Below are 22,599 nucleotides of genomic sequence, written 5' to 3' on the forward strand. Positions count from 1 at the left end.
TGTTTTATATAATTAGTTCTATTAACCTGCTCCATTAAAACGATCGAAAACAATTCCGTTTTCGGTTATTTTGAAAACAAACCAAATTTGATATTCATTTTCTGACATGAAATCGGAATAGCCATCATCAAAATCCCCGAAAATTTCTGAATGACTATACATTCCTGAAGTTAAGATTAATTCATCGTATTTAAAAAGCAGCTCATATTTAGAAACATTATCTCCGTTATCGATTGTTACTTTATATAATCCGCTGTTTTTATTCCAATTTATATTTTTTAAATCGATATGGTCTAAACATACTTTTAAATCGGATTCAAGGCTTTCAAAATATTCTTCTTTTATAATTTCGTGTAAATATTTAGCAATAACTCCGTTGTTTTTATCATTAAACGCTTTCTTTAATTCGGCTAAATCTTTTAGGGCTTTATTTCGCTTTTCTAATTCTTTTTCTTCAAGCTTTTTTATTAAACTACTATTCTCATTCTCTATTGCTGTTAATACTATAGTTGCATTGGATTGGACTGGCTTATACCAATCTTGATTTTCAAAATAGCGTGCATACTTAGACGTTGAAAACACATAGCCTTTTCTAGCTGATATTTCATTACGTAGCAATGCCAATTCTTCTACACTTTTGCCTTTTAGTTGACTTTCTTTTAGTAGTTGTGTGCTACATGTGCTACAGTTTTCTATTGTTTGCGAAAATACTATTGTACTTAGCAATAGCATATAAATAGTGAGTGTTTTTATCATTGTTGTTTTTTGTTGTTTATGTATTGTTTAATAATTGAGAGTAAACTTATACTGATTGCATATATATAAAGTAGTGTGAAACCATTTTTTCTAAAATTGCGAATTATTAATACCGTTAAAAAACAAGACAACCCTACTAAAAATATAAGCATTAAATACCGAATCAGTTGCTTTTTATTTTTATAAAAATCGAATTTAATAAATAGGCAAACGTTTATGAATGATATAAAAAACAAAAAAAATAAAGCACGTACTAACAAAAAACCTATTCCAAAATCTATTCCTGTCATCTTATTATATTACTATTTTTCAATAATCTCAGATTTAAAAAACACAAACATTTTGGCTTCCTTAGCTATCTCTTCAGAATTTAATAAATCATCTGGTATTCGTTTATCTTTCTCAAAATAACCTGTCACTTTTAACAACTGTTTTCCTGGATAAAAATCTTCTAAATAATTGGTGTTTTTATCTGCTGGTTCAATATAAAAACAATGTGCAATTAAATTGTTATCACTGTATTTCTTATAGTCCTCTTTTGTTATCCAATTCGGACATTCGCAACCCCAAATGATGTACTCTAATTCTATAGTAATGTGTTTCTCGCTAGATGCTATAGCAAATTCATTATTTTTATTTTCCTTTTGGAGTGTAAAACCATTGAAAATAAATATCCAAAAAACTGATATTAAAAAATTCATAGTCTATTTATTATATTTTGTTATTTTTCCTTTTTTATTTATAAAATAACTATTCATTAAGGTATCGGTTGTGGTTACTGCTTCGATAAAATCATAGCCGTCTTTCAAATATCCGTCTTCTCCTACTAATGAATCGTGTACATATTCTGTAAATGTAATTGTTTCAATTTGAGTTGTTGTTTTAAACTCATATTCTTTCCAAGAGTGTTTAGGAATAGACAAATCATGATCACAATTTTGTCCGATTTCTAAATAATCTACTTGCTTTTTGTCCCAATAAGTCGCTAATTCATAACTCAAACACGTTGGACTTGTAATTGAAAAAACAGCATAACTCAAAGTATCGTTTATAGCGTTATATGTATCTATTTTATATTGAACGTCATACTGATTCATTTCTTTGTTTTTAATATTCGCTATAGTTATTAGCCAATTTGGATAGTGTGATTGTTCTTCAAAATTGTTTGTTTGTTCTTCGTTTTCTATAATTGCTGACAAACTTAATGCTTCATTATTTGATGATTTAGAAATAGTACAACTAATGAATTGAAATAGAACAAATATTATTAAATGTTTCATTTTTATAAATTTTTATAAAAGATATTCTTTACCACTATAAATTGAGCTATCAATAAAGGAAAAACATGTAAAAATCCCATTATTACATCATTAGTAATTAGCGCAATACTCCAAAATAACCATAGAAAAACAGAAAGAAAACTCAATATCTTTGCTGTATTTTTATATTTTATAAGAATTGATATTGTAGTTAAAACTCCACATAATAATAAGAAAAATGTATCTATTAGTTTGGTTATTCCTTGATAGCAAGAACCTCCTCCTTCATTTAGTACTTGAGGAAAACTAAAATAAGAGAATATAACAATTACTACTATTAGAAAGATTTTCTTGTTGTTGTTCATTTATTAAGGCTCAAATTCATTCAATTCTTTAAGTATTCTTATTTTTTCTTCAAACAAGGTACTATCAATATTCAAATCGACTTTCATTTCTGAAAACTCTTTCAAAAACTTTTCTTTATTAGATTCTCCTTCAATATATTGCAAACTAAATTTTGCTTGTTTCATTGATAATTCAATACCTTCATTTTGAAACTTCTCCCAAGCCAACAAATGTTTTTTAAAATTCGTTGTACCGTTTACTTTGTCCAAATAAAACAAAGCTTCTAAAGCATCATATTGATCAAAAGGTAGCTCTGGTTTTTCTAAATAATAATTTAAATAATCTTCTAAATATCGAATTGATTTTTCATTATTAAAGAAAGCTAAAACAAGAGCATAAATATGTCCCACACAACACTCTTCACTCTTCAAAAAATGAGTTCCTATAATATCAATTTGCTCGTCAAATCCTTTTACAGCAGAAAAATAGGCTCCTACTAATCTTGTTCTCCAATTAAAGTCACCTAATAGTTGTAAAGTAATTTCAGGAGTAATCTCTTTCTTTATTTTTTTTATTTCTTCAACCCATGAAAGATCATAATATCTATCTATAGTCATATAAAAAGGAACTGCCCATTTTTTTATAAAATCGTCTTCTAATTCTTTCGAATTAACATGTGAAACCAATTCATCAAAGGGTGAATGATTTATTACTGTTGCTCCAGCAGAGTGAAGTTTTAATCTTTCTTCCGTTTTTTTATCCATAACTTTTAAATGTATTAATCTATCATCATTCCTTTATTTACAAGTCTCATCGTAGTATATTCCGATTCAAAAACTACATTTTTTTTGTATTCGAAAGTAGTTATTCTTTTTTCATGTAATTTAATTTCGGTAATAATGGGTTTCTTCTCAACTGTATTCTCTAATAAAATAATGGTTGAATCATTTTTCCAAAAAGCTTCTTCAACCCATTGCGATGGTCCTTTGAAATCAATTCTATTCACTGTTTTATTCTTAATATCTACCCAATTAATTTCTTGATCTGGAGAAAACATCACGCCTTTATCATCGTCAATAGACCAATTATAACTATCAAAATCGATATAGGATTGCTTGTCTTTATTGAATACTAAAAAATCTTTATAGATTGTATCGAACTCTTTATCGAAAAGACCGTATACGTTTCCTTTGCTTAAAATTAGTGTATCTGCTCTTGAAAAAACAAATTGCTCAATTGAAAAACTAGTATCTTTAGTATTATAATAATTTACCCATTCTTTTAAGACACTATTTTCATCTAGATTTAAAGTTGTTTTTAAACTCGTCTCCGTTTTAATAGGATTACTTTCTTTTTGTTTCTTTTTTGAACATGACGAAAGTAAAATTAATAGACAAAAGATGAAGAGTGCTTTTTTCATAAATTTATAATTATGCCATACTACATTTCAATTCTATTTCTGGTGCTATGAAATAGGTGAAAATTATCTCTTTTTTGTCTAATGGTTGTTCCAATACTATTTCAAGAGGTATCGTTAATGAAGATTCATTTCTATACAACCAAATATCATCATAGACATGCACTTTGGTATCGATTATCATTTTTTCGCAATTCGTATTTAATGACGTTAAATCGACTTTCACTTCTGGTAATTGTGAAGGAATGTTTCCTGAATTTGAAAATGAGGCTACCGATTCGCGTACATCTAGAATACTATCTCCGTCATATTCTTTATAATCGGTACTATTTTCTACTTTGTCTAAAAATGACAAATGCAGTATGACATTTTCCGGAAGTAATGTTATGTTTGCATTGAACTGAGGAAGCAAATTAAATAAAATAGGCACATAGCATTCTCGATACAATAATGCATCTAAGGTTTCACTTATTAGTATATGAAAGGAATCTGAATTTGGTACTTGAAATGTGACTGCATCAGCGGTATAAAATTCATTAACATAGTTAGATAATTTTAAACCTTCAATTAATTTCTTAGCCGATTTCACTGAGTTTTTATTGATTTCTAACAATGAAAACTGTATTTCTTCTGGTTGAAACAAAGGTGCTATTAAAGTAACAAAAGGAGCATACGGTCCGCATCCTGCATAGAATATTTTTATTAATTCTCCTGGATGTGCTTTTTGTTTTTCTTTAATTGCTGATACAATTGCTTTTAAAAACTTAATCGTTCTTTTATAATCTAATAAGCATTGTGCTGCAAAGTTTAACCCTAGTGCTTTTCCTCTAGCTGTCGGAATAGCTGCCATATGCTCAATGACAAAATCGCTTCCTGTAATTTCAGTGATTTGTTGAAAATAACCATGAATTTCGTCTAGGCTTTTTACGGCTTCAACCTCATCGATTGCATTTTCAAATATAGAAGAAGTAAGTTTTTGAATTGCATTATTAATTATTTTTTCATCCATTGTTTGTTTACTCTTTTTACTTTGTATTCGTTATTTATAAATATAACTTATCTTTTTCTATAGCATTACTTTTATCGTTTAACTGTTCGTCTTTTTGATAAAATGTTACTTTTGAGCCACTTATTTCGTTCTCGTTCTCTTCTTCATTTTAAATATTCTATCGTTAAAATAAACAATTAACTCCTCTACAAAAGACATTGGGTTTTCGTAAGTGGTGAGTACTTTATAAGTATGCCGCTCTACTAATTCTTTAAGTTGTTTTTCTAAACGTGCTATTTCTTTTTTCAAATAACTATACTTATCAATAATAGGATTTAGAGTGACGGCAACATTACTTAAATTAATCGCTGTATTTCCATTAAAAATATGTGCATGAAAAGCTTGAAGCTCTTCTAAAGTTCCTGTTTTATAAATTTGAATCAGTTTTGACGTAATTTCGGTAGCAATGTCTTGCGAATCTTCTTGCATTGAAAATTTATCTGGATGCACATGTACCATTGCTTCTTTATACAGTCGTTTTTTCTCCTGTATATCTGATACACTCTCTAGTATAGTAGCTGTTTTATTTATAGTAACTAAGCCTACTGGAGCACTATAGTTCTTACCTTTTTTCTTTTGCTCTAAGCGTTTTTCTTTCTTTACCGCTTTCTGCTCTTTGTATAACTGTGTTAGCTCTCTTTCTTCTACCAACAAATCTGCTATTTTGTTTCTTAAAGATTGCTCAAAAGGGAATAATAACTGTTCTGCATTGCTTATTTTAAGTTGCAAATCAGCAATTAAAGTTTCTAAATGTGTTAGTTCTTCGTTAGAATGTTGCTCTACTACAGTTGGCTCTGATGTCATGCTACAAAAATACTTAATTTAATAAATGAAATCTTTTCAATTATCAAAATAATCTATTACTCCTCTTTTTTTTTTTAAGGTATCAACCATTTTCTCCAAAAAGGTCTATTATTTAAATACGTTTCAAAATGAGTTACAAACGAAATAAAAGTATCAGGTAATGGCACATTATTCTCTTTTGCAAAAACAATATATTTTTCTCTTGTAAATTTCTTTAGTACTTTGTTTTTTAGATTAAAACTGAAATAATCAAACTTGGAGCTTTTGGAAAAATCATGATTAATTTCTGCATAAAGCATCGTATTTACAATACTATACTTATTGACTACTATCGATGTTGCATTTTCCGAAGGTTGAAAATACGTATTTTCAAAATCTTCATTTTCTATGGTTTGTCCATAACCTATTGGAATACAATAATTATCTCCTAATCCTGTATCTTGCCAATAGGTAAATCTGAAAGAAAAAAGAAAAACAAAAAGGATTACAAATAGGCAACTCAAGAATTTCGTTTTTTGTTTCAATATCTTTTCTAACCAATTTTTACTTATAAAATAGTGCAATACATTCAAGATTAAAAAAATAAGCAAAGCATAAATAAATGCATAAATTCCTGTTTTAAGAATAACAAAAACGAGTTCTAATAGTGCCATTTGATGTTTTTAATTTGATGAATCAAAAAATTCCTTAGAATGATTATCTAACATGTTGTAAAATTCATTCAAAAATTCTTGACTTATTTCATCTGCTTCTATTCTATTTTTTATTCGAAGTAATTCAACTGTATTACTATTTATATTGCGTTTCAAATCAAAAATAGTTGTTTTTTTATTTCTAATTTCAGAGAATAAATCTACTATTTTTTCTATTCTATGTTCTTTTATATACAATTCGGTTAACATTCCAAAAGAAATAACTTCTACCTCAAAAGTTAATTTATTAATAAGAAAACCAGGTGCTCCTGCCATTTCTGGTATTTTTCCAGCACTAGAATTGGATTTAAGAATTATAAAATCAAAATAATAAGCATCACAAAACTCTTTACTAGCCTTAAAACCATACTTATAGCAAATTCGATCTATTTCATATAAATTCTCATTATTGGAATCAATATACTTTTGTGCTATTTCAATTATTTTTTTACTTATGTTCATCAATCTCTTTAATTTCAAAAGGCTTAACTTCATTTATCAAAACTAAGCCATCAATTACTTCCCAAAGATATAAAGGTGTAAAAGAATGTCCCATAAATCTCGATTCGATTATACTTTCACTAGGGTACGTTTTCTCAGTAATATACTTTGCTGTACCATCAAATTCTTGATTTATTTTATATTCAATACTGTTTTCAATCGCTTCTGGAATTGTCTTAGGCTTGCTTTTATTTAGGTAGTTATATTTCGTACCTGATAAGGAAGTATAGGCAATATAAAAATAGTCGTCTTTATATTTTTCAAACAATTGATTTGCAAATGTAATTCGGTTATTTTGATAAAAAGGAAGAGGAATTGATTTCGGAATTTTTAACAAATGAGTACTCGATCCGAAAAGTACAACTTTCTCTTCTGGATATTGCGAACGAATGAAATCGAAATTCATACACATTCCTATATCTCTTTTATCATCTCCATCATAGGGTGTATTTGGTTTATCTTCAAATAGAAAAATCATATTCTTTAAAGCTTCACAAAAGAAATAATCGTCTTTATTTTTAGGTTTAAAAGTTGCCAATATCTTCTCAGAATAATCTATAATTTTTCGTTTCACCTTTTTGTTGTTTCGAAACAAAGCACTAAGATTCGCAATATTCGCTTTTTCAATATACTTTATAAAATCGTTCTTTTCTTCTTGAGAAAGTACTGTTACTTGCTCTAAATCTTCTGCTATATTTTTAGCAAAACTAACTCCAGAAAAAGCAGGATCGAACCCTAAAAACTTTACCTCATTTCCTTTTTTATTTTGTTCATAAACAAACGAATACAACGCTTCCATTTCTTTAGCATTGAGCATTCTATACATCGCTTTTTCGTAGTTCGAAATATCGTTATCTATAACAAAACGTTGGTGTGCTTTATAAAACTCATACATATTACCTTCTATTGCGATAATTTTATATCCTTTTTCAACAACCAATTTCTTTATTAAATCGATGCGGTAGGTTGTAATAGTACTTTCTTGATGCGTAGGATCTCCTAATCCAACAATAGTAACATTTTCTGGTAGTGTTTTAAGAATAGTATCATTAATACTGTAGCTATCTTCTTGTGCTTCAATAAATGTTATGTTACCTATTAATATGCATAAAATTAAGAAAAAGTGTCTCATCTATTTTGTTTTTTTGATTGCGGGTAAATTTAGAATAAATGAAGCTATGAGCAAAAATCTTACGAAAACTTTAAGAAAATAAACTACAACATAGTAATCAATTAAAAAATTATCAACGATAACGTTTTCGTAAACAAGCATTACTTAAAATCATGGTTTTAAACACATTAAAGAGGTTATATTTGTTAGAACAAATAAACATAACAGTATGAAAAAACCAAATCTAAGGATTAAGTCTCTTTTCTTAATTCTAATGGCAACAGTGTGCCTAAACACTACTGCTCAAACGCAACCTTTTCCTGCCAACAAAATCTATTCAAATGGACTTTTACCAAATAATAGAAACAGTCAGGATGCCATCAGTAATTACAACATTTGGAAAGCCAACTTTTTAGAACCCTGTAGTAATGGTCGTTACAGAGTGAAATTTGACAATCCAAGTCAAACAGTTTCTGAGGGAATCGCTTATGGTATGCTATTAACAGCTTATGCTGGCGAACAAACTATTTTTAACGGACTGTGGAATTATTACAAAGACAATAGAGACGTAGCTGGATTGATGAACTGGAAAATTAACGGTTGTAATGGTGGAGCTGCTGGAACAGGTGGAGCTACCGATTCTGAAGTTGATGCTGCCATGGCTCTTATTGTTGCTGATTATCAATGGGGTTCATCAGGAGGTATTAATTATAATAATGATGCAAAAACCTTGATTACTGCCATTAAAGTACATGAAGTAGAAGCGGGAACATTTGTATTGAAACCTGGGGAATTTGGAGGAGAATTAATTACCAATCCTTCCTACTTTGCTCCTGCTTATTTTAGAAAATTTGCTAGCTTTATGAATGATTCATTTTGGAACAATGTAGCCGATAAATGTTATGAAATCATCAACAACAACCTTACCGTAAATAATGCTGCTGGTGGATTAGTATCTGATTGGTGTACTGCTTCTGGAAACTACTCTAGTTTGGCAAGTGGTTATGCAAATGGTGGAACAAAATATACCTATGACGCAGCTCGAACACCTTGGAGAATTGCAGTAGATTATGCTTGGTATGGAAATAATCAAGCTAAAAATTATTCTAAGAAATCGTCCGATTTTATTAGAGTAACTAAAAATGGTTCTCAAAATATTGTAGATGGTTACAATCAAAATGGTAGCAATCATGGGCAATATCATAATTCTACTTTTGTTGGTGCTTTTGCTTCAGCTGCAATTGGTGGAGATAATCAAGCTCATTTGAATAATTCCTACTCCGATTTAATTGGAATTAATGAACCTTATTCCTATTACAACCAAACACTTAAAACAATCTATTTATTTCTTTTAACAGGTAACTTCTATCTTCCTGAAGGTACAGTAATAAATCCTCCTAGTGATGGTATTATTGATGGAACAGTATATAAAATCATAGGCAAACAAAGTGGTAAAAGTGTAGATGTTACCGATGTATCAACAAATAATGGTGCGAATGTGCAGCAATGGGCTTATGGAGGTGGAAATAATCAAAAATGGAGAGCCGAAAGTGTAGATAATGGGTATTGGAAGTTAGTAAACAGTAACAGTGGTAAATGTCTAGAAGTGAGCGGTTATTCCAATGCAGACGGAGGCAATGTGCAACAATGGGATTATGCAAACCATAATTACCAACATTGGAAAATTGAAGCCAATGGTGACGGATCCTATAAAATGATTAATAGAGGAAGTGGAAAAGCAATGGACGGTGCAGGAAGTAATAATGGAGCAAATATTCAACAATGGGCCTATGGTGGTGGGAACAATCAAAAATGGATATTTTCCGATGTCAACGCTACAAACAAAGAAAATAGTGCAATAAATGAAGATGATACAACAGTAACAACTGTTTTCCCTAACCCTACCACAGGAATAGCAAATCTATCTGTTACTGCAAATGCAACCGTTACTTTATTCGATTTATTAGGAAAAGAAATTTGGAAAAAAGAAACTAAGATTGCTGAAACGATACAACTCGATTTAAGTAAATTTAATAACGGTGTATACATTATACAAGTAAACAGCAATGGAGTTACAAATTCTCAAAAAATAATAGTACAAAAGTAGTCTTCAAGACGAATACTAACTAAACCAGTTCACTTTTTGGACTGGTTTTTTTTTATGAAATAGAGCCTTTTCGAGTCTTCTTCTAATTTCATTTAAACAGCCTTCAATTTCATTAATAGAAGTTTGGTTTTAAAAATTGACTACCTTTGAAAACAGTATTGCCCAATATAGAATCATCTTTTAGATTGGAACAAAATATAGCTTTTTATTTAATACTTTTTTCAAAAACAACTATGCCATTTATCCCTCATTCCGATTATAATATTGCTGTTCCTTTTATGCATAAACACAAACATGTTTCTACCATTTATGCTGGTATGTTTAAAAACTTTAGTGTACCTAATTATAAAAGAGAAACACTAGAATTATCGGATGGAGATTTTCTGATGGTGGATTATAACTTAGAAAACACACAAAAAGCAGTAATTTTATGTCATGGCTTAGAAGGCAATTCCAGACGACCTTATATAAACAGTTGTGCTACCTATTTCTTAGCACGAAATTATGGTGTTTTTGCATGGAATAATCGCAGTTGTGGTGGTGCTATGAATCGTTTGCCTCGTTTGTATCATCATGCTGCTATTGAAGATTTAGACGCAGTGGTTCAATTTGCGCTTACAAAAGTAGAAGAAGTCTATCTTATTGGTTATTCTATGGGTGGTGCACAAGTATTGAACTATTTTGGAAGAACACAAAACATGAGTTCGAAAGTGAAAGCAGGCATTGCTGTTTCTGTACCAGTAGAAGTTCGATCGAGCGCAGAATCTTTAAAACAAGGCTTCAATAAAGTATACATGAACAACTTTACTTCTGGTTTAAGTAAGAAGCTAAAAATAAAAGCCCAACAATTTCCAGAGCTACTCGATTGGAGTAAGATTAAAGACATTAAAACCTTTGATGAACTCGATGATAATTTTACGGCTCCACTTCATGGTTTTAAAGATCGGGAAGATTATTATTTTAGTGTTTCTCCTGCTAGGAACATTGAGAATATTTCCAAACCTGTTTTAATAATTAATGCCTTAGACGATCCTTTTTTAGGCGATGATTGTTATCCAGTTGATTTGGCTACCGAACATCAGTATATTCATTTAGAAACACCCAAATATGGCGGACATTGTGCTTATCCTATGAAGAATACGTTACATTCCTATGCCGAAATTAGAGCTTTTTCTTTTATTGAGGGTTTGAAGCGGTAGATTATCATTTTACCTCACAGCTAATTAATCTTTTCTAAAAATATTTTTAATTTTATACCATACTCTTTTATGAAATGGTAGTTTAAATCCTTGAACTGAAAAAGATTGTAAATTCATTTTGAGTTGCTATAAAATCAGTTATGTCTAATTTATAAATATCATCTCAAAAGGGATTGTTTTTTTATTGATGGTGTCTTTTGGTTACCTATAGCCCATCCCTAAAGGGATTTTTAAAAATAATACAGTGTATAAAATTAATCCCAAATAACTTAAAACAGATATCCCATATACTATTGCAAAATTTTCCTGTTCATTTTTAAAAATTGTATTCATAAATTATATATTCAATAAGTAAAACATGTATTAAAGAGTAATCTAATATACTAATTAACAGAACTATCTATATATACCCAGTTATATTTAGCTCTAAAATCCTTTACCATCTTATGTATAGCATCATCAATAAATCTATCCAATTTTGTTGATACAGCTACATCATTATTCCCTACTATTTTATCAATACCTTGATAATATCTTTCAAATACTACGACTCTTTTATTCAAATCATAAACTGTAATAGTAGCTACTAAAATATTTTCCAAACTTTTATCTGGATACAATTGTAATTTAGGCAATTCCTTTTTTACTAAATTAATCTCTGTTTCAATTAGGTAATCACAATTCGTTTGTTCTTTATAAAACGATAACACATTTGTATCTTTCTTTAAAACTTCATTTAAAGTAGCCATATTATTAAAATCACTTATGCTTTTTAATGTTTTAGTATCCTTTTGTAATTCTTTTTTATAGTGCTCTATTGTAGTAGAAATAAATGATTTACTAATATTATGAACAATTGGATCGTCAACCAACCAATTCCCTTTGTCTAGTTTAACATTTACTGCAACAACTTTTGTATCAGCATAAATTGTCGAATCAGAAGTTGCACATGAATTGAACAAAACAAATAATAAAAAGAGAATAGTACATTTTATATTATTTTTCATGTTTATTTTAAAGATTATTTAATTAAGGTCTTTTTTATTTCGGCAAACAAATCTAAACAAACATTCTAAAATAATTTTAATTAGTTTTAAAATGTTGTGCAACTCAAGCAACCAAAAAAATGGCTTCATTAATCTCGTTGAAATTATATATTACTTTTTGCGCTAACCAAATTGGTTTTTATATATCATCATTAAAGGGATTCTTTCACTTATAGCTTTTTTGGGTTACCCATAGACCATACCTAAAGGAATTTTTAAAAATAATATGATGTGTAACGTTCATATCAAATAACTTAAAACAGATAATATATATACTATTACAAACTTCTTATGTTTAGTTTTAAAAATTGCATTCCTGATTTTTATCCTTAAATAATTTGTAATATCCAAAACAACCAAAATTTCAGCATATTACCAATTCTTATTTTGTTCTTTCACAAGGAAACAAAGCTCATTTCACGCTCTAAAGCTAAAAAATCATACTTTTAATTTCAATATATTTACTAAAAGTAATATATTATTTACCTTTAGTAAATATTTATATACTTAAAGTTAATTTTAATATACTAAAAGTTAATAATATGAATTTAAAAGTATTAACTTTAATACCTAAAGTATATACTTAATGTATTAAAGTAAGTAATTTTATGAAAAAAGGGAAAAACAACATTGATACAGGGACATTATTGAGTGATTTTATATCAAAAAACAAAATAAATAAGTCCGAATTAGGGAAAACGATCAATAGAGATGGTGTTTCTATCTTAAAATACACGCAGAACAGGAGTATACAAACAGGTATTTTAATAGAACTTTGTTATGCTTTGAAGCATAATTTCTTTCAAGATATAGCGAATCAATTACCCGATAATTTTTCGGTAAAAACACATAAGAAAGAAGAAATAGATGCCTTAAAAGAAGAAATTAAAGTCTTAAAAATTCAGAATGAGTTATTAATGAAATTGAAGTCTTAAATTACCGATGGAAGGAACACAGCGTAAGGGAATTTAAGATTGTGTTTCAATTTTTAATTTTCAACTTCCGACTTTATAAATTGCCATTGATTTTTGATTTATCTTTTCGTACTTTAGCGAACCAATTGAAAAACCAACTATAAAAAAGCACAAAACAACTACATGGATTTAAATTTCAACAAAAACGAAGACCACAATAAACTTTTAGTATCCGATTTAAAACAACGTTTCGCCCAAGTAAAACTAGGAGGTGGACAAAAACGTATCGATAAGCTTCATGCGGAAGGAAAAATGACAGCTCGTGAACGTATTGACTATTTGTTAGATGAAAAAGCGAAAAGTATCGAAATTGGTGCTTTCGTTGGCGATGGAATGTATGAAGAACACGGTGGTTGTCCTTCTGGTGGTGTGGTAGTAAAAATAGGTTACATTCAAGGAAAGCAATGTATCGTTGTTGCCAATGATGCTACTGTGAAAGCGGGTGCTTGGTTTCCTATTACTGGAAAAAAGAATTTAAGAGCGCAAGAAATTGCTATAGAAAACAGATTACCTATCATTTATTTAGTAGATTCTGCAGGGGTATATTTACCAATGCAAGATGAAATTTTTCCAGATAAAGAACATTTTGGTCGCATTTTTCGTAATAATGCTGTAATGAGTAGCATGGGGATTACCCAAATTGCTGCCGTTATGGGAAGTTGTGTTGCAGGTGGTGCCTATTTACCTATCATGAGCGATGAAGCGATGATTGTAGACAAAACGGGAAGCATTTTCTTGGCAGGAAGCTATTTAGTGAAAGCGGCTATTGGAGAAAGTATCGATAATGAAGTATTGGGTGGTGCAACAACACATTGTGAAATTTCGGGAGTTACCGATTTTAAAGCGAAAGATGATGCCGATGCCTTAAAAAGAATCAAAAGTATTGTTGGTAAAATTGGTGATTTTGACAAAGCAGGCTACAACCGTGTGAAAGCAGCAAAACCTACTTTAGATCCGAAAGATATTTACGGAATTTTACCAAAAGCAAGAAACGAACAATATGATATGAAAGAGATTATCAATCGTTTGATTGATAATTCTGAGTTTGACGAATACAAAGAGGGTTACGGGCAAACAATTATTACGGGATATGCTCGTATTGATGGTTGGGCAGTAGGAATTGTTGCCAATCAACGTAAGATTGTAAAAACAACTGCAGCAAAAACCAAACCGAGCGAAATGCAATTTGGTGGTGTAATCTATTCGGATTCTGCCGATAAAGCAACTCGTTTTATTGCCAATTGTAACCAAAAGAAAATTCCGTTGGTCTTTTTACAAGATGTTACAGGATTTATGGTTGGTAGTAAAAGTGAACATGGCGGAATTATTAAAGATGGTGCCAAAATGGTAAATGCTGTTTCTAATTCGGTTGTACCAAAATTCACTGTGATTGTAGGAAATAGTTATGGTGCTGGAAACTATGCGATGTGTGGAAAAGCATATGACCCTCGATTGATTTTTGCATGGCCAAGTGCAGAATTAGCAGTAATGGGTGGTACACAAGCTGCAAAAGTTTTAGCACAAATTGAAGCTGCTTCTTTAAAGAAAAAAGGACAAGTGGTAGATGAAAAAGTAGAAAAAGAATTATTCGACAAAATAAAAGCACGCTATGATGAGCAGGTTTCTCCTTATTATGCTGCTTCTCGTTTATGGACCGATGGAATTATTGATCCTTTAGATACACGTACTTGGATTTCTATGGGTATTGAAGCGGCAAACCACGCTCCTATTGAAAAACCGTTTAATCTGGGTGTGATTCAGGTTTAAAAAAGTTGAAAAATATAAATGAAAGTATATTATAGCACTGAAATGTTCTCTACCGATAAATCAAATGAAAATAGTCTTTTACAGAATGAAATTTCTGAAAATGATACTTTAGAGAAGATTATAAATAGGATACATGAACAATCTCAAATTCCTAAAATAAAAAAAATAACTTTAGATGATGATAGGGCTTTTGAAATTATATATGATCATTACTATTTCTTTGAAAATACAAGTTCAAAATACCATTTTGTAGATGATTACACAAAAAAAATAAACGAATTAAGCGATTTTTCAAAGGATAAAGAACTCACAATAATTATTGACCGTGGAGGATTGGTTAATTAATTTTGTATTTTCAAATGAACTGGATTATAAACCCATTTCAGATATTTTAGATCAGGGAAAGAGTATTGTTTTATTAAAAAATGTCCCTTTAAATGATGATATTTTATCGAGTATTGTTTCACATTTAGGTATTCCAATTACCGAATTAAGAAATAACAATAATAAAGATGTTTTTGATGTAAAGGTCTTTAAAAATCAAGGTTTGTTTCGCTCAATAGCTAATTCAAACCTTGATTTTCCTTTGCATACTGATTGTGCTGACTTTAAAGAGACTCCAAATGTAATTGGTTTACTCTGTGTAAATCCTGCACCTAAAAATCAAGGAATAAGTACATTTGCTTTTGTTTCTGATATAGTAAAAAAACTAGATTTCGATACTATTACTGTTTTACTTGAAGAGAAATGGGCTTTTAAAAATTATTTCAAACCAATTTTAACTCAAAAAAAAGAACAATTCCGTATTTGCTATGATAGAATTACTATGGAGTCTTATACAGAACTAAAGGAGGAAAAAATAAAAAAACTAGACTTATTAGATACTATTTTTAAAGAATGTACTTTAGAGTTGAAATTAGAATCTGGAGATTTAATACTTTTTAGAAATGATTTATTATTGCATGGAAGAACTGGTTTTAAAATAACGTCTAATCGTTTATTTAAAAGAGTACGCTTTCATTTGAATTAAAATTTATATATATATAAATCATTCAACACTTTCAAATACATAATCAATACATAAAGGTATTTTAGTCGCTGAAATTTTACTTAATTCTTCAACTGAAAACTCCATATTTCCTTGATTTCCGTAACCATATATCCAAAATGACATAGCTGTTGCACCAGCCTTCTCAAATTCCGATTTATGTTTGATAATAAAGTCTGCCATCCATTCCACCCTATTCGATTTTATTCTTTCAGGTGTAACAATACAACAAGAACCATAAGGAAGTTTCTTGTCTTTATATTTTCCGATTTTACCAACCTCATCAAATTCATTAGTCAATCGCATTTCAATGTCGGAAATTTTATTTAAAAGCTTTGGAGAAAAGTTTTCTCCCCATAAATGGCATTCTGGTTCAACCCTTTTATTTTTCAAATCATTTATAATTTTATCCGAACAATATACAAAATGCTTTTGAGTGGTTTTTGTTTTTTATTGCATTTTGTATATTGAAGTTTTTTAATCCGATTCTCTTAAGTCTAATTGATAATAATACTCATCGTATTCAAAAATAATTTTCTCTGATTTGTAACTATCATAATATAAAAAAATAGATTGAGATTCTTTTATAAAAATACAATCAATCATTAAATACAATTTTCGAGAAATTTTATCCGACATATTTTCTTCAGAATTTATTATCTCTTTTCCTTTAAAAAGGAACTCTTTAATTTTCTCAGAATTATCTATTATTGGTTTAAAATCTTCTGTATAAAATCGTAAATGACTTTTTGTTTTTTCTTCTTTATAGAAACCAATCTCAAAAAAAGCATCTGAATCTTTTTCAAAGTTGATATATTCAGTAGCAAACTCAATAAAGCCCTCGATTAGGTTAACCTTATACTCTTCATTATTCATAAATGCTTCGACTCTATTTGTAATATCAAAATCGATTGAAATTAAAGATTTCGCTAACCAAGTTATGTCCCAGATTTCACTTCTAAACTCTAAACTTGTTGTATTATTTAATGATTTATAAATCAGGTTTATGAATCTTTTATCAATGACAATTTTTTCATTACAATTTGGATTACTAACATCAACATAATTTTCTTTATCATCATCTGTAATAACTATAGCATTCTGACCTAAGTAATACAATGAACACTTATCATCACAAACTAGATAATTAATTACTATTTCATCATAAATGTTAGTTTTTCGTATCGCAATTATTGGATATTGTTCAGCCTTTACAAATAATTGACTCGATTCTTCTTTTAGACGACATTTCATTTTTTAAGTAACTTTTGATAAGAATTCCAAAACCATTTTATTCTTCCTATTTACTAACATTAAATTCGCTCTTTATTATTACGTTTAATATATAAATGACATGTTTATCTATTAAATACAAGTACTTAAATTATTATTTGTTTTTTCTTCGAGAACTTGCCCCTGCTTCTATTTTTTCTTCAAGAACCAAAAGAACAGTCTTTTTTAAATCTTCATAATTTAAATCTTCGTTAAATCCGTATCTAAAAGTTGAATGTGCTCCTCCTTTGTCCATTCCTAATACATATTTAGGCCCACCTAACTCTACCGAAACTGGCGAATTTTCTGTTTGAATTGTAAATTCTGTTTCTCCTTTCTCATTAGGTATGTAAAATACATGTTTGTAATATAATTGTCCTTCTTTAACCGCAAATCGTTCAAAAGCAAGTATCAATTTTCCATTCCATTCAAATTGATCAAAACAAAACATACTTTTCAAATTCCCCTCTAATTCCCCGCCCTTATAGGCTTGGTATAGTTTTTCTCTTAAAGGTTTTGCTTTTTCATATTCTTTTTTACCATAATAAACTTGAATTAATTTAGCATAAGATTGATAATCATTTGGAGCTATTTCAATTAATTCTTTATAAGCAATTTCAGATTTGTCATAGTTTTTATTTAGATATTCATACAATCCTATGTTATAAAGTATGGTTATATATGAACCTGATTCTTTAGAAATGATTTCACTCGATTTATAGAATGCTTCTAAAGCTTTTTCAAGTTGATTGAGTTGTACATAAACTTGAGGAATCATCACAAAAGCCCTTTCGGTTGGATCATTCTTTTCTGTAGCAGTAGTGTAGGCAATAAGTGCTTTATTATATTCCTTTTGACTAAAATAAGAATCACCTAAACCACTAAAATAGTTTGTGTTTTTGGAGTCTAATTCTATCGCAGTATTGAAAGATGTAATTGCTTTATCAAACTGTCCCATATAATTATAGGTCATTCCTTTAATAAAGTGAGCATCTGGATTTGATTTATCTTTCTTGATTGAAATATCCATTATTTTAATGGCATTATTATCATCTGCCTTCATATAATAAGCCATGCCAATATAATAAACTGCTTCAGCGGGATATTCATTTACTTTATCAGAATGCTTCGAAATAATTAAATCATAACTTTTCTCTTCATAAGCTTTTTTTAATTCACTTATAATTTGCTCTTGTGCATAATTACTTATCCCTAAAAGACAAATTGCAACTGTTAGCAGAACTTTTTTCATAATTATAAACTTTTTTAATGTATTATATTGTAATGTGTATTTTTTAGACTATTGATTATTCTTACAAATCTAATCTATCTTTTCACAACTTACAAATAGGCGTTTTGGAGAAGTTTTATGGCAATAGTAATCTATACTTATTTTTCTCTTTTAATTCGTAAATGTAAATATCATTTGTGGCAACATTCACATTCTTTCTAATTTCAATTGGCTTTTTTTTCATATGTTCCATGCCTTCATTTCGGGTTATATTTGAACTTTTTAACACTGAAATAATAGGATGGTTTAAACTTATAATATAATCAACTTTAGATTTCTTATTTTTTTCTATTCCGTAAATTTTAATGCCTTGAATTTCTAAATCACCGATTAAATACCCATAACTATCTGGAGCTAAAAAAGTATCTAAAAACAGGCTGTCATTTATTATTTCATACTTAAATTTCCCAATGAATTTATATTCTGCTTTTATTTCATAATTACAACTTATTAAACAAAATGAAACGAATAAAAAAACACCTATAATCCTTATAGTATACATTAATAATCCTTTTAATTTTCGAAAATCATTTTCTGTTTTTTTCATACTAAGCATAATTGAATTTAAGTAATATTTTCTATTTACATTTTAAAAAACGAACTCCTATTCATACAACTTATAGTTGTGTTTTCAATAGTTTCTATTATTTAAAGATTTACCGCTATCCTATGTCTATCACTATTTCACGAATTTCATTATTAACCAGTAAATGAAATGAAATCTTTTTAAACGATACTTTTAAATCTGGATCAAAATTCAACCCTTTAAGTTCATTATCTATTGGTATCATCACCTTTGCACCTGATTCGCTTTGAAATAAGCTTCCAAGAACAATATCATAATCTTTCAAACTAGCATTTGGTATACAAACGCTATTGCTTTCAATATCAACAATTACAACAGGAATTCCTTCAAACGCTTTTACGTTCCTAAAATACAATATGTAATGGTTTCGTTTTTCAGTTTCTTCAAAATTAGACTTCGACAAGAAAAGCTTAGCATCATCTATTTTCAGTTGGTTACAGTACACCTCGCTTTTTGTTTTTTCTCCTATTATTCTAGCGCTCCCAACAATATACTTACCAATAATTGGATTTTTATAGCTAATGATTAAAAAAAGTACGACTACAAAAATGGTGAAAAATATAAGTGTCTTTTTCATTTTTTTAAATTCATTAACCATCAATTGACATATACTTGGGTTGCATTCCTTCAAAATCTATTGTAACAAAATGTCTCATCGATTTAGCATCATACGTGATTGACCATTCGGTATTTTCATTTTTAATTTCCCCAATTGAAATTGCATCAGAATCAAATTGAGAATCAAAGTTTTCTAGTCCCGATTCTTCTAAATTATCTTCTAGTTCTTTCTTTAAAAAAGGAAGGATTATATTTTCTTTAATTATTATGTATTCGCTATCCAGTTTTTTAAAAAATATTTTCTGCTCGTCGGTTGGTCCTTTTTCATCAGCAGTAAGAATTATTCCTATTAAGTTACCTTGAAATTGCACTTGTCCAGCATAATAGCTTTTTGAAGTCACTTTTAAGCTTCTATAGTTTAATTCTCCAAAAAAGTCGTCAACAAACTTTGGTTTCATCTTAAAAATATCAAAAATTCCCATACTGTTTTTTAAAAAAAAATTAAATCTAAATTCCTTATTTTCTTTTCATTATTCTGCTTTGGAAAATTTATCTGTTTTAAAAATTATTTTTTATTTTAATGTGGAAATAGCAGCATTTTATTCAGTACAGTTAATGTCTTGATAATTTAGAAGTGATGGGTTCCCAATCATTATAGAAATTCCAGAAAACATCACCTACATTCTTAACTTCAAAACCTGACTTTTCTATTTCTTTTTTACTAAAATCAACAATATATATTCCTTTTTTGTCGCAGATTTCAATTAACTTAATTTTTAAATTAAAATCAGATTTTCTTTTTTCTAGAAGAATTCCTCTTGCGTTACAGTTTCCTTCTTGATATAATTTTTCTTGCTCATCATCTATATAAGTTCTCAAGAATTTAAATGTTAGTGTATCACCAACTTTATATTTTCTAAAAAAACTTTTATCTTCTTTATATTTTTCTTTATTTACTTTCCTCCAATATCTTTGGTAAGGTTTGATAAGCGACTTGAAATTAACCTTTTTATTGTTTAACTTTCTATGAAATGCTTTTAAAACAATTGAGCATATATCTCTTTTCGAAAATATTCCATTTTTGATAAAAAAATCTATAGCAGGCGGTTCTTCTAGTATCCAAATTATTTTTGATACTTCTATAGGAAGATATCCTGAAATAGAGGTTTCAGGAAGATTTTTAAATTCTTTTTTATCTTTTTCACTCCAAATATATTCCATGTATTCTAGTCCATCTTCAAGATTTAATGGAGTATAATTTTCATCATATTTTTTTAACTCTTCTTGTGAAAAAGTCACTTGCAAATGAAATATAATAATCAGTACAAAAAGTTTTTTCATAATATGTCTATACTATAAGCTTATCTATATTCTCTATATAGACAATTATAAATTCTATTTACTACAAACCTACTCCATCTTTTTATAACTTACAAATAGGATTTTTCTATTATTCTACTTGGAAAAATTCAACTGTTTCCTAAACATCTTATTTTCTTTGATTGTAAGTAAAGAAAACATTGCTACACTTAGTAATTAGATTAGCTTTTGTTTATATAAAATCCTTTTTCTTTAGTTGCTAAATTTTCAATTATTAGTTTTTTACCGTAACAGAAAATTATTTTTGCTTTTCCTTGATTTGTTTCAATTATTCTATCGCTCACTTTAAAAGCGTTTTTTGCTAACCAATCTCCAATATGAGTTCCTTCTGCGTATTTCCAATCTTGATTTTCAATAAAAGATTCCGAATTAAGATAAATACATCCGACAATCGCAAGTCCAATTATTGGACTTACTATTTTTAAAATTAGTTTTTTATACATACAAAAAAGATATTCTAATGACTATACTCAATTTGTAAAAAATATAATTATTGATTAGTAATAAATTTAAAATTCTCTGACTTTAAACTCTTTTTAAAACCTTTACAGAATTAGTTATAAACGTTTTTAAATCGTTTGTTTCATAAGTAATCTCTAAGCTTCCACCAGTTGCTTCACCTTCAGCTTCTTCTAAACCACTAAAAATCATTAAATAATTACCATTTTCTTTCAGTTTAATATCGGTTTCACTTCTTCCAGAAATGTGAGAGAAATTTTTATTTTTTAATTTAATTATGTTTTCCAAACGTAAAGTTTCGGATTCTGTAAGTTTGTCAAAACCATTTCCTAAATCAATGATATTATTATTTTTAATTTGCATTTTTTGATAATGGACACAGCCACCTGTCCCACAAGTTTCCCAATAGAATGAAATTATATTATTTTCAAAACTAGTAATTTCCTTCAGATGATTTTTTTCGCCTTCATCAAACAAATCTGCTTTAAAAATCATGTTTTCGGCAATTTTATTAATAACTTCATCTGTATAATTAGACAACTCTTTAGAAAAATGATTGTTTTTTAAATCTTCTGAAACCTTTGCTATTGTTATTTCTGTTTCTTTTAAAGTATCTTTTTTAGTTTCCAACAATATTTGAGAATTTACTGTTGTCTTTTCTTTTTTACAAGACAAAACTGAAATAGCTAAAAAGCTATATAGAAAGATTTTTTTCATTTTATTTTTTTGCGTTAGTATATTCTGTGAACACAAACCTAAACCATTCCTTCCAAACATGCAATACGTATTTATACGTAATTTTGACTGTTTTTTGTACGTAGAAATACGTAGAAATGACAATTCATTTACTTTTTCAAAGATAGTATAGTGGTTTTTATTTTTTGTGCGGAAAACTGTAGATTAAGAAAGTTTTTATTTTTGTGAATATTAGACACAGAATATAACGATAAACAGAAATAACTTAATCTCTTAACACAAA

The 22,599-nt window shown here is 28.6% G+C and carries 27 protein-coding genes; 6 read left to right on the forward strand and 21 right to left on the reverse strand.

What is annotated here, in order from left to right; translation table 11 throughout:
• Positions 1-21: 21 nt before the first annotated feature.
• The 11 genes from L2Z92_RS19815 to L2Z92_RS19865 form a co-directional block, all read right to left on the reverse strand.
• Positions 22-756 carry a YARHG domain-containing protein gene (locus tag L2Z92_RS19815; protein ID WP_236456457.1) on the reverse strand — a complete coding sequence of 245 codons (735 nt, stop codon included), beginning with the start codon at positions 754-756 and terminating at the stop codon, positions 22-24.
• A 302-nt stretch (positions 757-1,058) separates the two neighbouring features.
• Positions 1,059-1,457 (reverse strand): hypothetical protein, encoded by a 399-nt coding sequence (locus L2Z92_RS19820; protein ID WP_236456458.1) that lies wholly within the window; start codon positions 1,455-1,457, stop codon positions 1,059-1,061.
• A gap of 3 nt (positions 1,458-1,460) precedes the next feature.
• Positions 1,461-2,036 (reverse strand): hypothetical protein, encoded by a 576-nt coding sequence (locus L2Z92_RS19825; protein WP_236456460.1) that lies wholly within the window; start codon positions 2,034-2,036, stop codon positions 1,461-1,463.
• A 2-nt stretch (positions 2,037-2,038) separates the two neighbouring features.
• Positions 2,039-2,380 (reverse strand): hypothetical protein, encoded by a 342-nt coding sequence (locus L2Z92_RS19830; RefSeq protein WP_236456461.1) that lies wholly within the window; start codon positions 2,378-2,380, stop codon positions 2,039-2,041.
• Positions 2,381-2,383: 3 nt separating this feature from the next.
• On the reverse strand, positions 2,384-3,124 hold the full coding sequence (locus tag L2Z92_RS19835) for a DUF6000 family protein (protein WP_236456463.1): 741 nt from the start codon (positions 3,122-3,124) through the stop codon (positions 2,384-2,386).
• 14 nt (positions 3,125-3,138) lie between these two features.
• Complete coding sequence (locus tag L2Z92_RS19840; protein ID WP_236456465.1) at positions 3,139-3,780, reverse strand: hypothetical protein; 642 nt, start codon at positions 3,778-3,780, stop codon at positions 3,139-3,141.
• A 10-nt stretch (positions 3,781-3,790) separates the two neighbouring features.
• Entirely contained in the window at positions 3,791-4,786 is a 996-nt protein-coding gene (locus tag L2Z92_RS19845; RefSeq protein ID WP_236456467.1) for an SAM-dependent methyltransferase, read from the reverse strand.
• A 120-nt stretch (positions 4,787-4,906) separates the two neighbouring features.
• Positions 4,907-5,629: a hypothetical protein gene (locus L2Z92_RS19850; protein WP_236456468.1), complete on the reverse strand. Its 723-nt coding sequence runs from the start codon at positions 5,627-5,629 to the stop codon at positions 4,907-4,909.
• 74 nt (positions 5,630-5,703) lie between these two features.
• Positions 5,704-6,282 carry a hypothetical protein gene (locus L2Z92_RS19855; RefSeq protein WP_236456469.1) on the reverse strand — a complete coding sequence of 193 codons (579 nt, stop codon included), beginning with the start codon at positions 6,280-6,282 and terminating at the stop codon, positions 5,704-5,706.
• 9 nt (positions 6,283-6,291) lie between these two features.
• Positions 6,292-6,783 carry a hypothetical protein gene (locus tag L2Z92_RS19860; protein ID WP_236456470.1) on the reverse strand — a complete coding sequence of 164 codons (492 nt, stop codon included), beginning with the start codon at positions 6,781-6,783 and terminating at the stop codon, positions 6,292-6,294.
• Positions 6,770-7,954 (reverse strand): erythromycin esterase family protein, encoded by a 1,185-nt coding sequence (locus tag L2Z92_RS19865; protein ID WP_236456471.1) that lies wholly within the window; start codon positions 7,952-7,954, stop codon positions 6,770-6,772. Before L2Z92_RS19865 ends, L2Z92_RS19860 begins: the two co-directional genes overlap by 14 nt.
• Positions 7,955-8,162: 208 nt before the next feature.
• Between L2Z92_RS19865 and L2Z92_RS19870 the strand changes: the two genes are divergently transcribed.
• On the forward strand, positions 8,163-10,040 hold the full coding sequence (locus L2Z92_RS19870; RefSeq protein WP_236456472.1) for a glycosyl hydrolase family 8: 1,878 nt from the start codon (positions 8,163-8,165) through the stop codon (positions 10,038-10,040).
• A gap of 146 nt (positions 10,041-10,186) precedes the next feature.
• Entirely contained in the window at positions 10,187-11,239 is a 1,053-nt protein-coding gene (locus L2Z92_RS19875) for a YheT family hydrolase (RefSeq protein ID WP_236456473.1), read from the forward strand.
• 383 nt (positions 11,240-11,622) lie between these two features.
• Here L2Z92_RS19875 and L2Z92_RS19880 read toward each other — a convergent pair whose 3' ends face one another.
• Positions 11,623-12,246 (reverse strand): hypothetical protein, encoded by a 624-nt coding sequence (locus L2Z92_RS19880; RefSeq protein WP_236456474.1) that lies wholly within the window; start codon positions 12,244-12,246, stop codon positions 11,623-11,625.
• A gap of 647 nt (positions 12,247-12,893) precedes the next feature.
• Between L2Z92_RS19880 and L2Z92_RS19885 the strand changes: the two genes are divergently transcribed.
• The 4 genes from L2Z92_RS19885 (at position 12,894) to L2Z92_RS19900 (ending at position 16,056) form a co-directional block, all read left to right on the forward strand.
• Entirely contained in the window at positions 12,894-13,220 is a 327-nt protein-coding gene (locus L2Z92_RS19885; protein ID WP_236456476.1) for a hypothetical protein, read from the forward strand.
• Between the two features lie 162 nt (positions 13,221-13,382).
• Positions 13,383-15,026, forward strand: a complete 1,644-nt coding sequence (locus L2Z92_RS19890) for an acyl-CoA carboxylase subunit beta (protein WP_236456477.1) — start codon at positions 13,383-13,385, stop codon at positions 15,024-15,026.
• Between the two features lie 18 nt (positions 15,027-15,044).
• Positions 15,045-15,371, forward strand: a complete 327-nt coding sequence (locus tag L2Z92_RS19895; RefSeq protein ID WP_236456479.1) for a hypothetical protein — start codon at positions 15,045-15,047, stop codon at positions 15,369-15,371.
• Positions 15,352-16,056 carry a TauD/TfdA family dioxygenase gene (locus L2Z92_RS19900; RefSeq protein WP_236456481.1) on the forward strand — a complete coding sequence of 235 codons (705 nt, stop codon included), beginning with the start codon at positions 15,352-15,354 and terminating at the stop codon, positions 16,054-16,056. The genes L2Z92_RS19895 and L2Z92_RS19900 overlap by 20 nt, the downstream gene beginning before the upstream one ends.
• Positions 16,057-16,074: 18 nt before the next feature.
• On the opposite strand, the gene L2Z92_RS19905 is transcribed toward L2Z92_RS19900, so the two are convergent.
• The 9 genes from L2Z92_RS19905 to L2Z92_RS19945 form a co-directional block, all read right to left on the reverse strand.
• The gene (locus tag L2Z92_RS19905) at positions 16,075-16,467 is read right to left on the reverse strand and encodes a hypothetical protein (protein ID WP_236456483.1); all 393 of its coding nucleotides are present in this window, start codon (positions 16,465-16,467) and stop codon (positions 16,075-16,077) included.
• 84 nt (positions 16,468-16,551) lie between these two features.
• A complete protein-coding gene (locus L2Z92_RS19910) occupies positions 16,552-17,328 on the reverse strand; it encodes a hypothetical protein (protein ID WP_236456485.1) in 777 nt (258 codons plus the stop codon).
• A gap of 133 nt (positions 17,329-17,461) precedes the next feature.
• A complete protein-coding gene (locus L2Z92_RS19915) occupies positions 17,462-18,598 on the reverse strand; it encodes a tetratricopeptide repeat protein (protein ID WP_236456486.1) in 1,137 nt (378 codons plus the stop codon).
• A gap of 115 nt (positions 18,599-18,713) precedes the next feature.
• Positions 18,714-19,184 (reverse strand): hypothetical protein, encoded by a 471-nt coding sequence (locus tag L2Z92_RS19920; protein WP_236456487.1) that lies wholly within the window; start codon positions 19,182-19,184, stop codon positions 18,714-18,716.
• Positions 19,185-19,299: 115 nt separating this feature from the next.
• The gene (locus tag L2Z92_RS19925) at positions 19,300-19,800 is read right to left on the reverse strand and encodes a hypothetical protein (RefSeq protein WP_236456488.1); all 501 of its coding nucleotides are present in this window, start codon (positions 19,798-19,800) and stop codon (positions 19,300-19,302) included.
• 13 nt (positions 19,801-19,813) lie between these two features.
• Entirely contained in the window at positions 19,814-20,239 is a 426-nt protein-coding gene (locus L2Z92_RS19930; protein WP_264554458.1) for a hypothetical protein, read from the reverse strand.
• Positions 20,240-20,393: 154 nt separating this feature from the next.
• Positions 20,394-21,122: a DUF6794 domain-containing protein gene (locus L2Z92_RS19935; protein WP_236456490.1), complete on the reverse strand. Its 729-nt coding sequence runs from the start codon at positions 21,120-21,122 to the stop codon at positions 20,394-20,396.
• Between the two features lie 200 nt (positions 21,123-21,322).
• Positions 21,323-21,604: a hypothetical protein gene (locus L2Z92_RS19940; RefSeq protein ID WP_236456491.1), complete on the reverse strand. Its 282-nt coding sequence runs from the start codon at positions 21,602-21,604 to the stop codon at positions 21,323-21,325.
• Between the two features lie 82 nt (positions 21,605-21,686).
• Positions 21,687-22,337 (reverse strand): hypothetical protein, encoded by a 651-nt coding sequence (locus L2Z92_RS19945; RefSeq protein WP_236456492.1) that lies wholly within the window; start codon positions 22,335-22,337, stop codon positions 21,687-21,689.
• Positions 22,338-22,599: the final 262 nt, after the last annotated feature.

Source organism: Flavobacterium jumunjinense, assembly GCF_021650975.2.
GTDB lineage: Bacteria > Bacteroidota > Bacteroidia > Flavobacteriales > Flavobacteriaceae > Flavobacterium > Flavobacterium jumunjinense.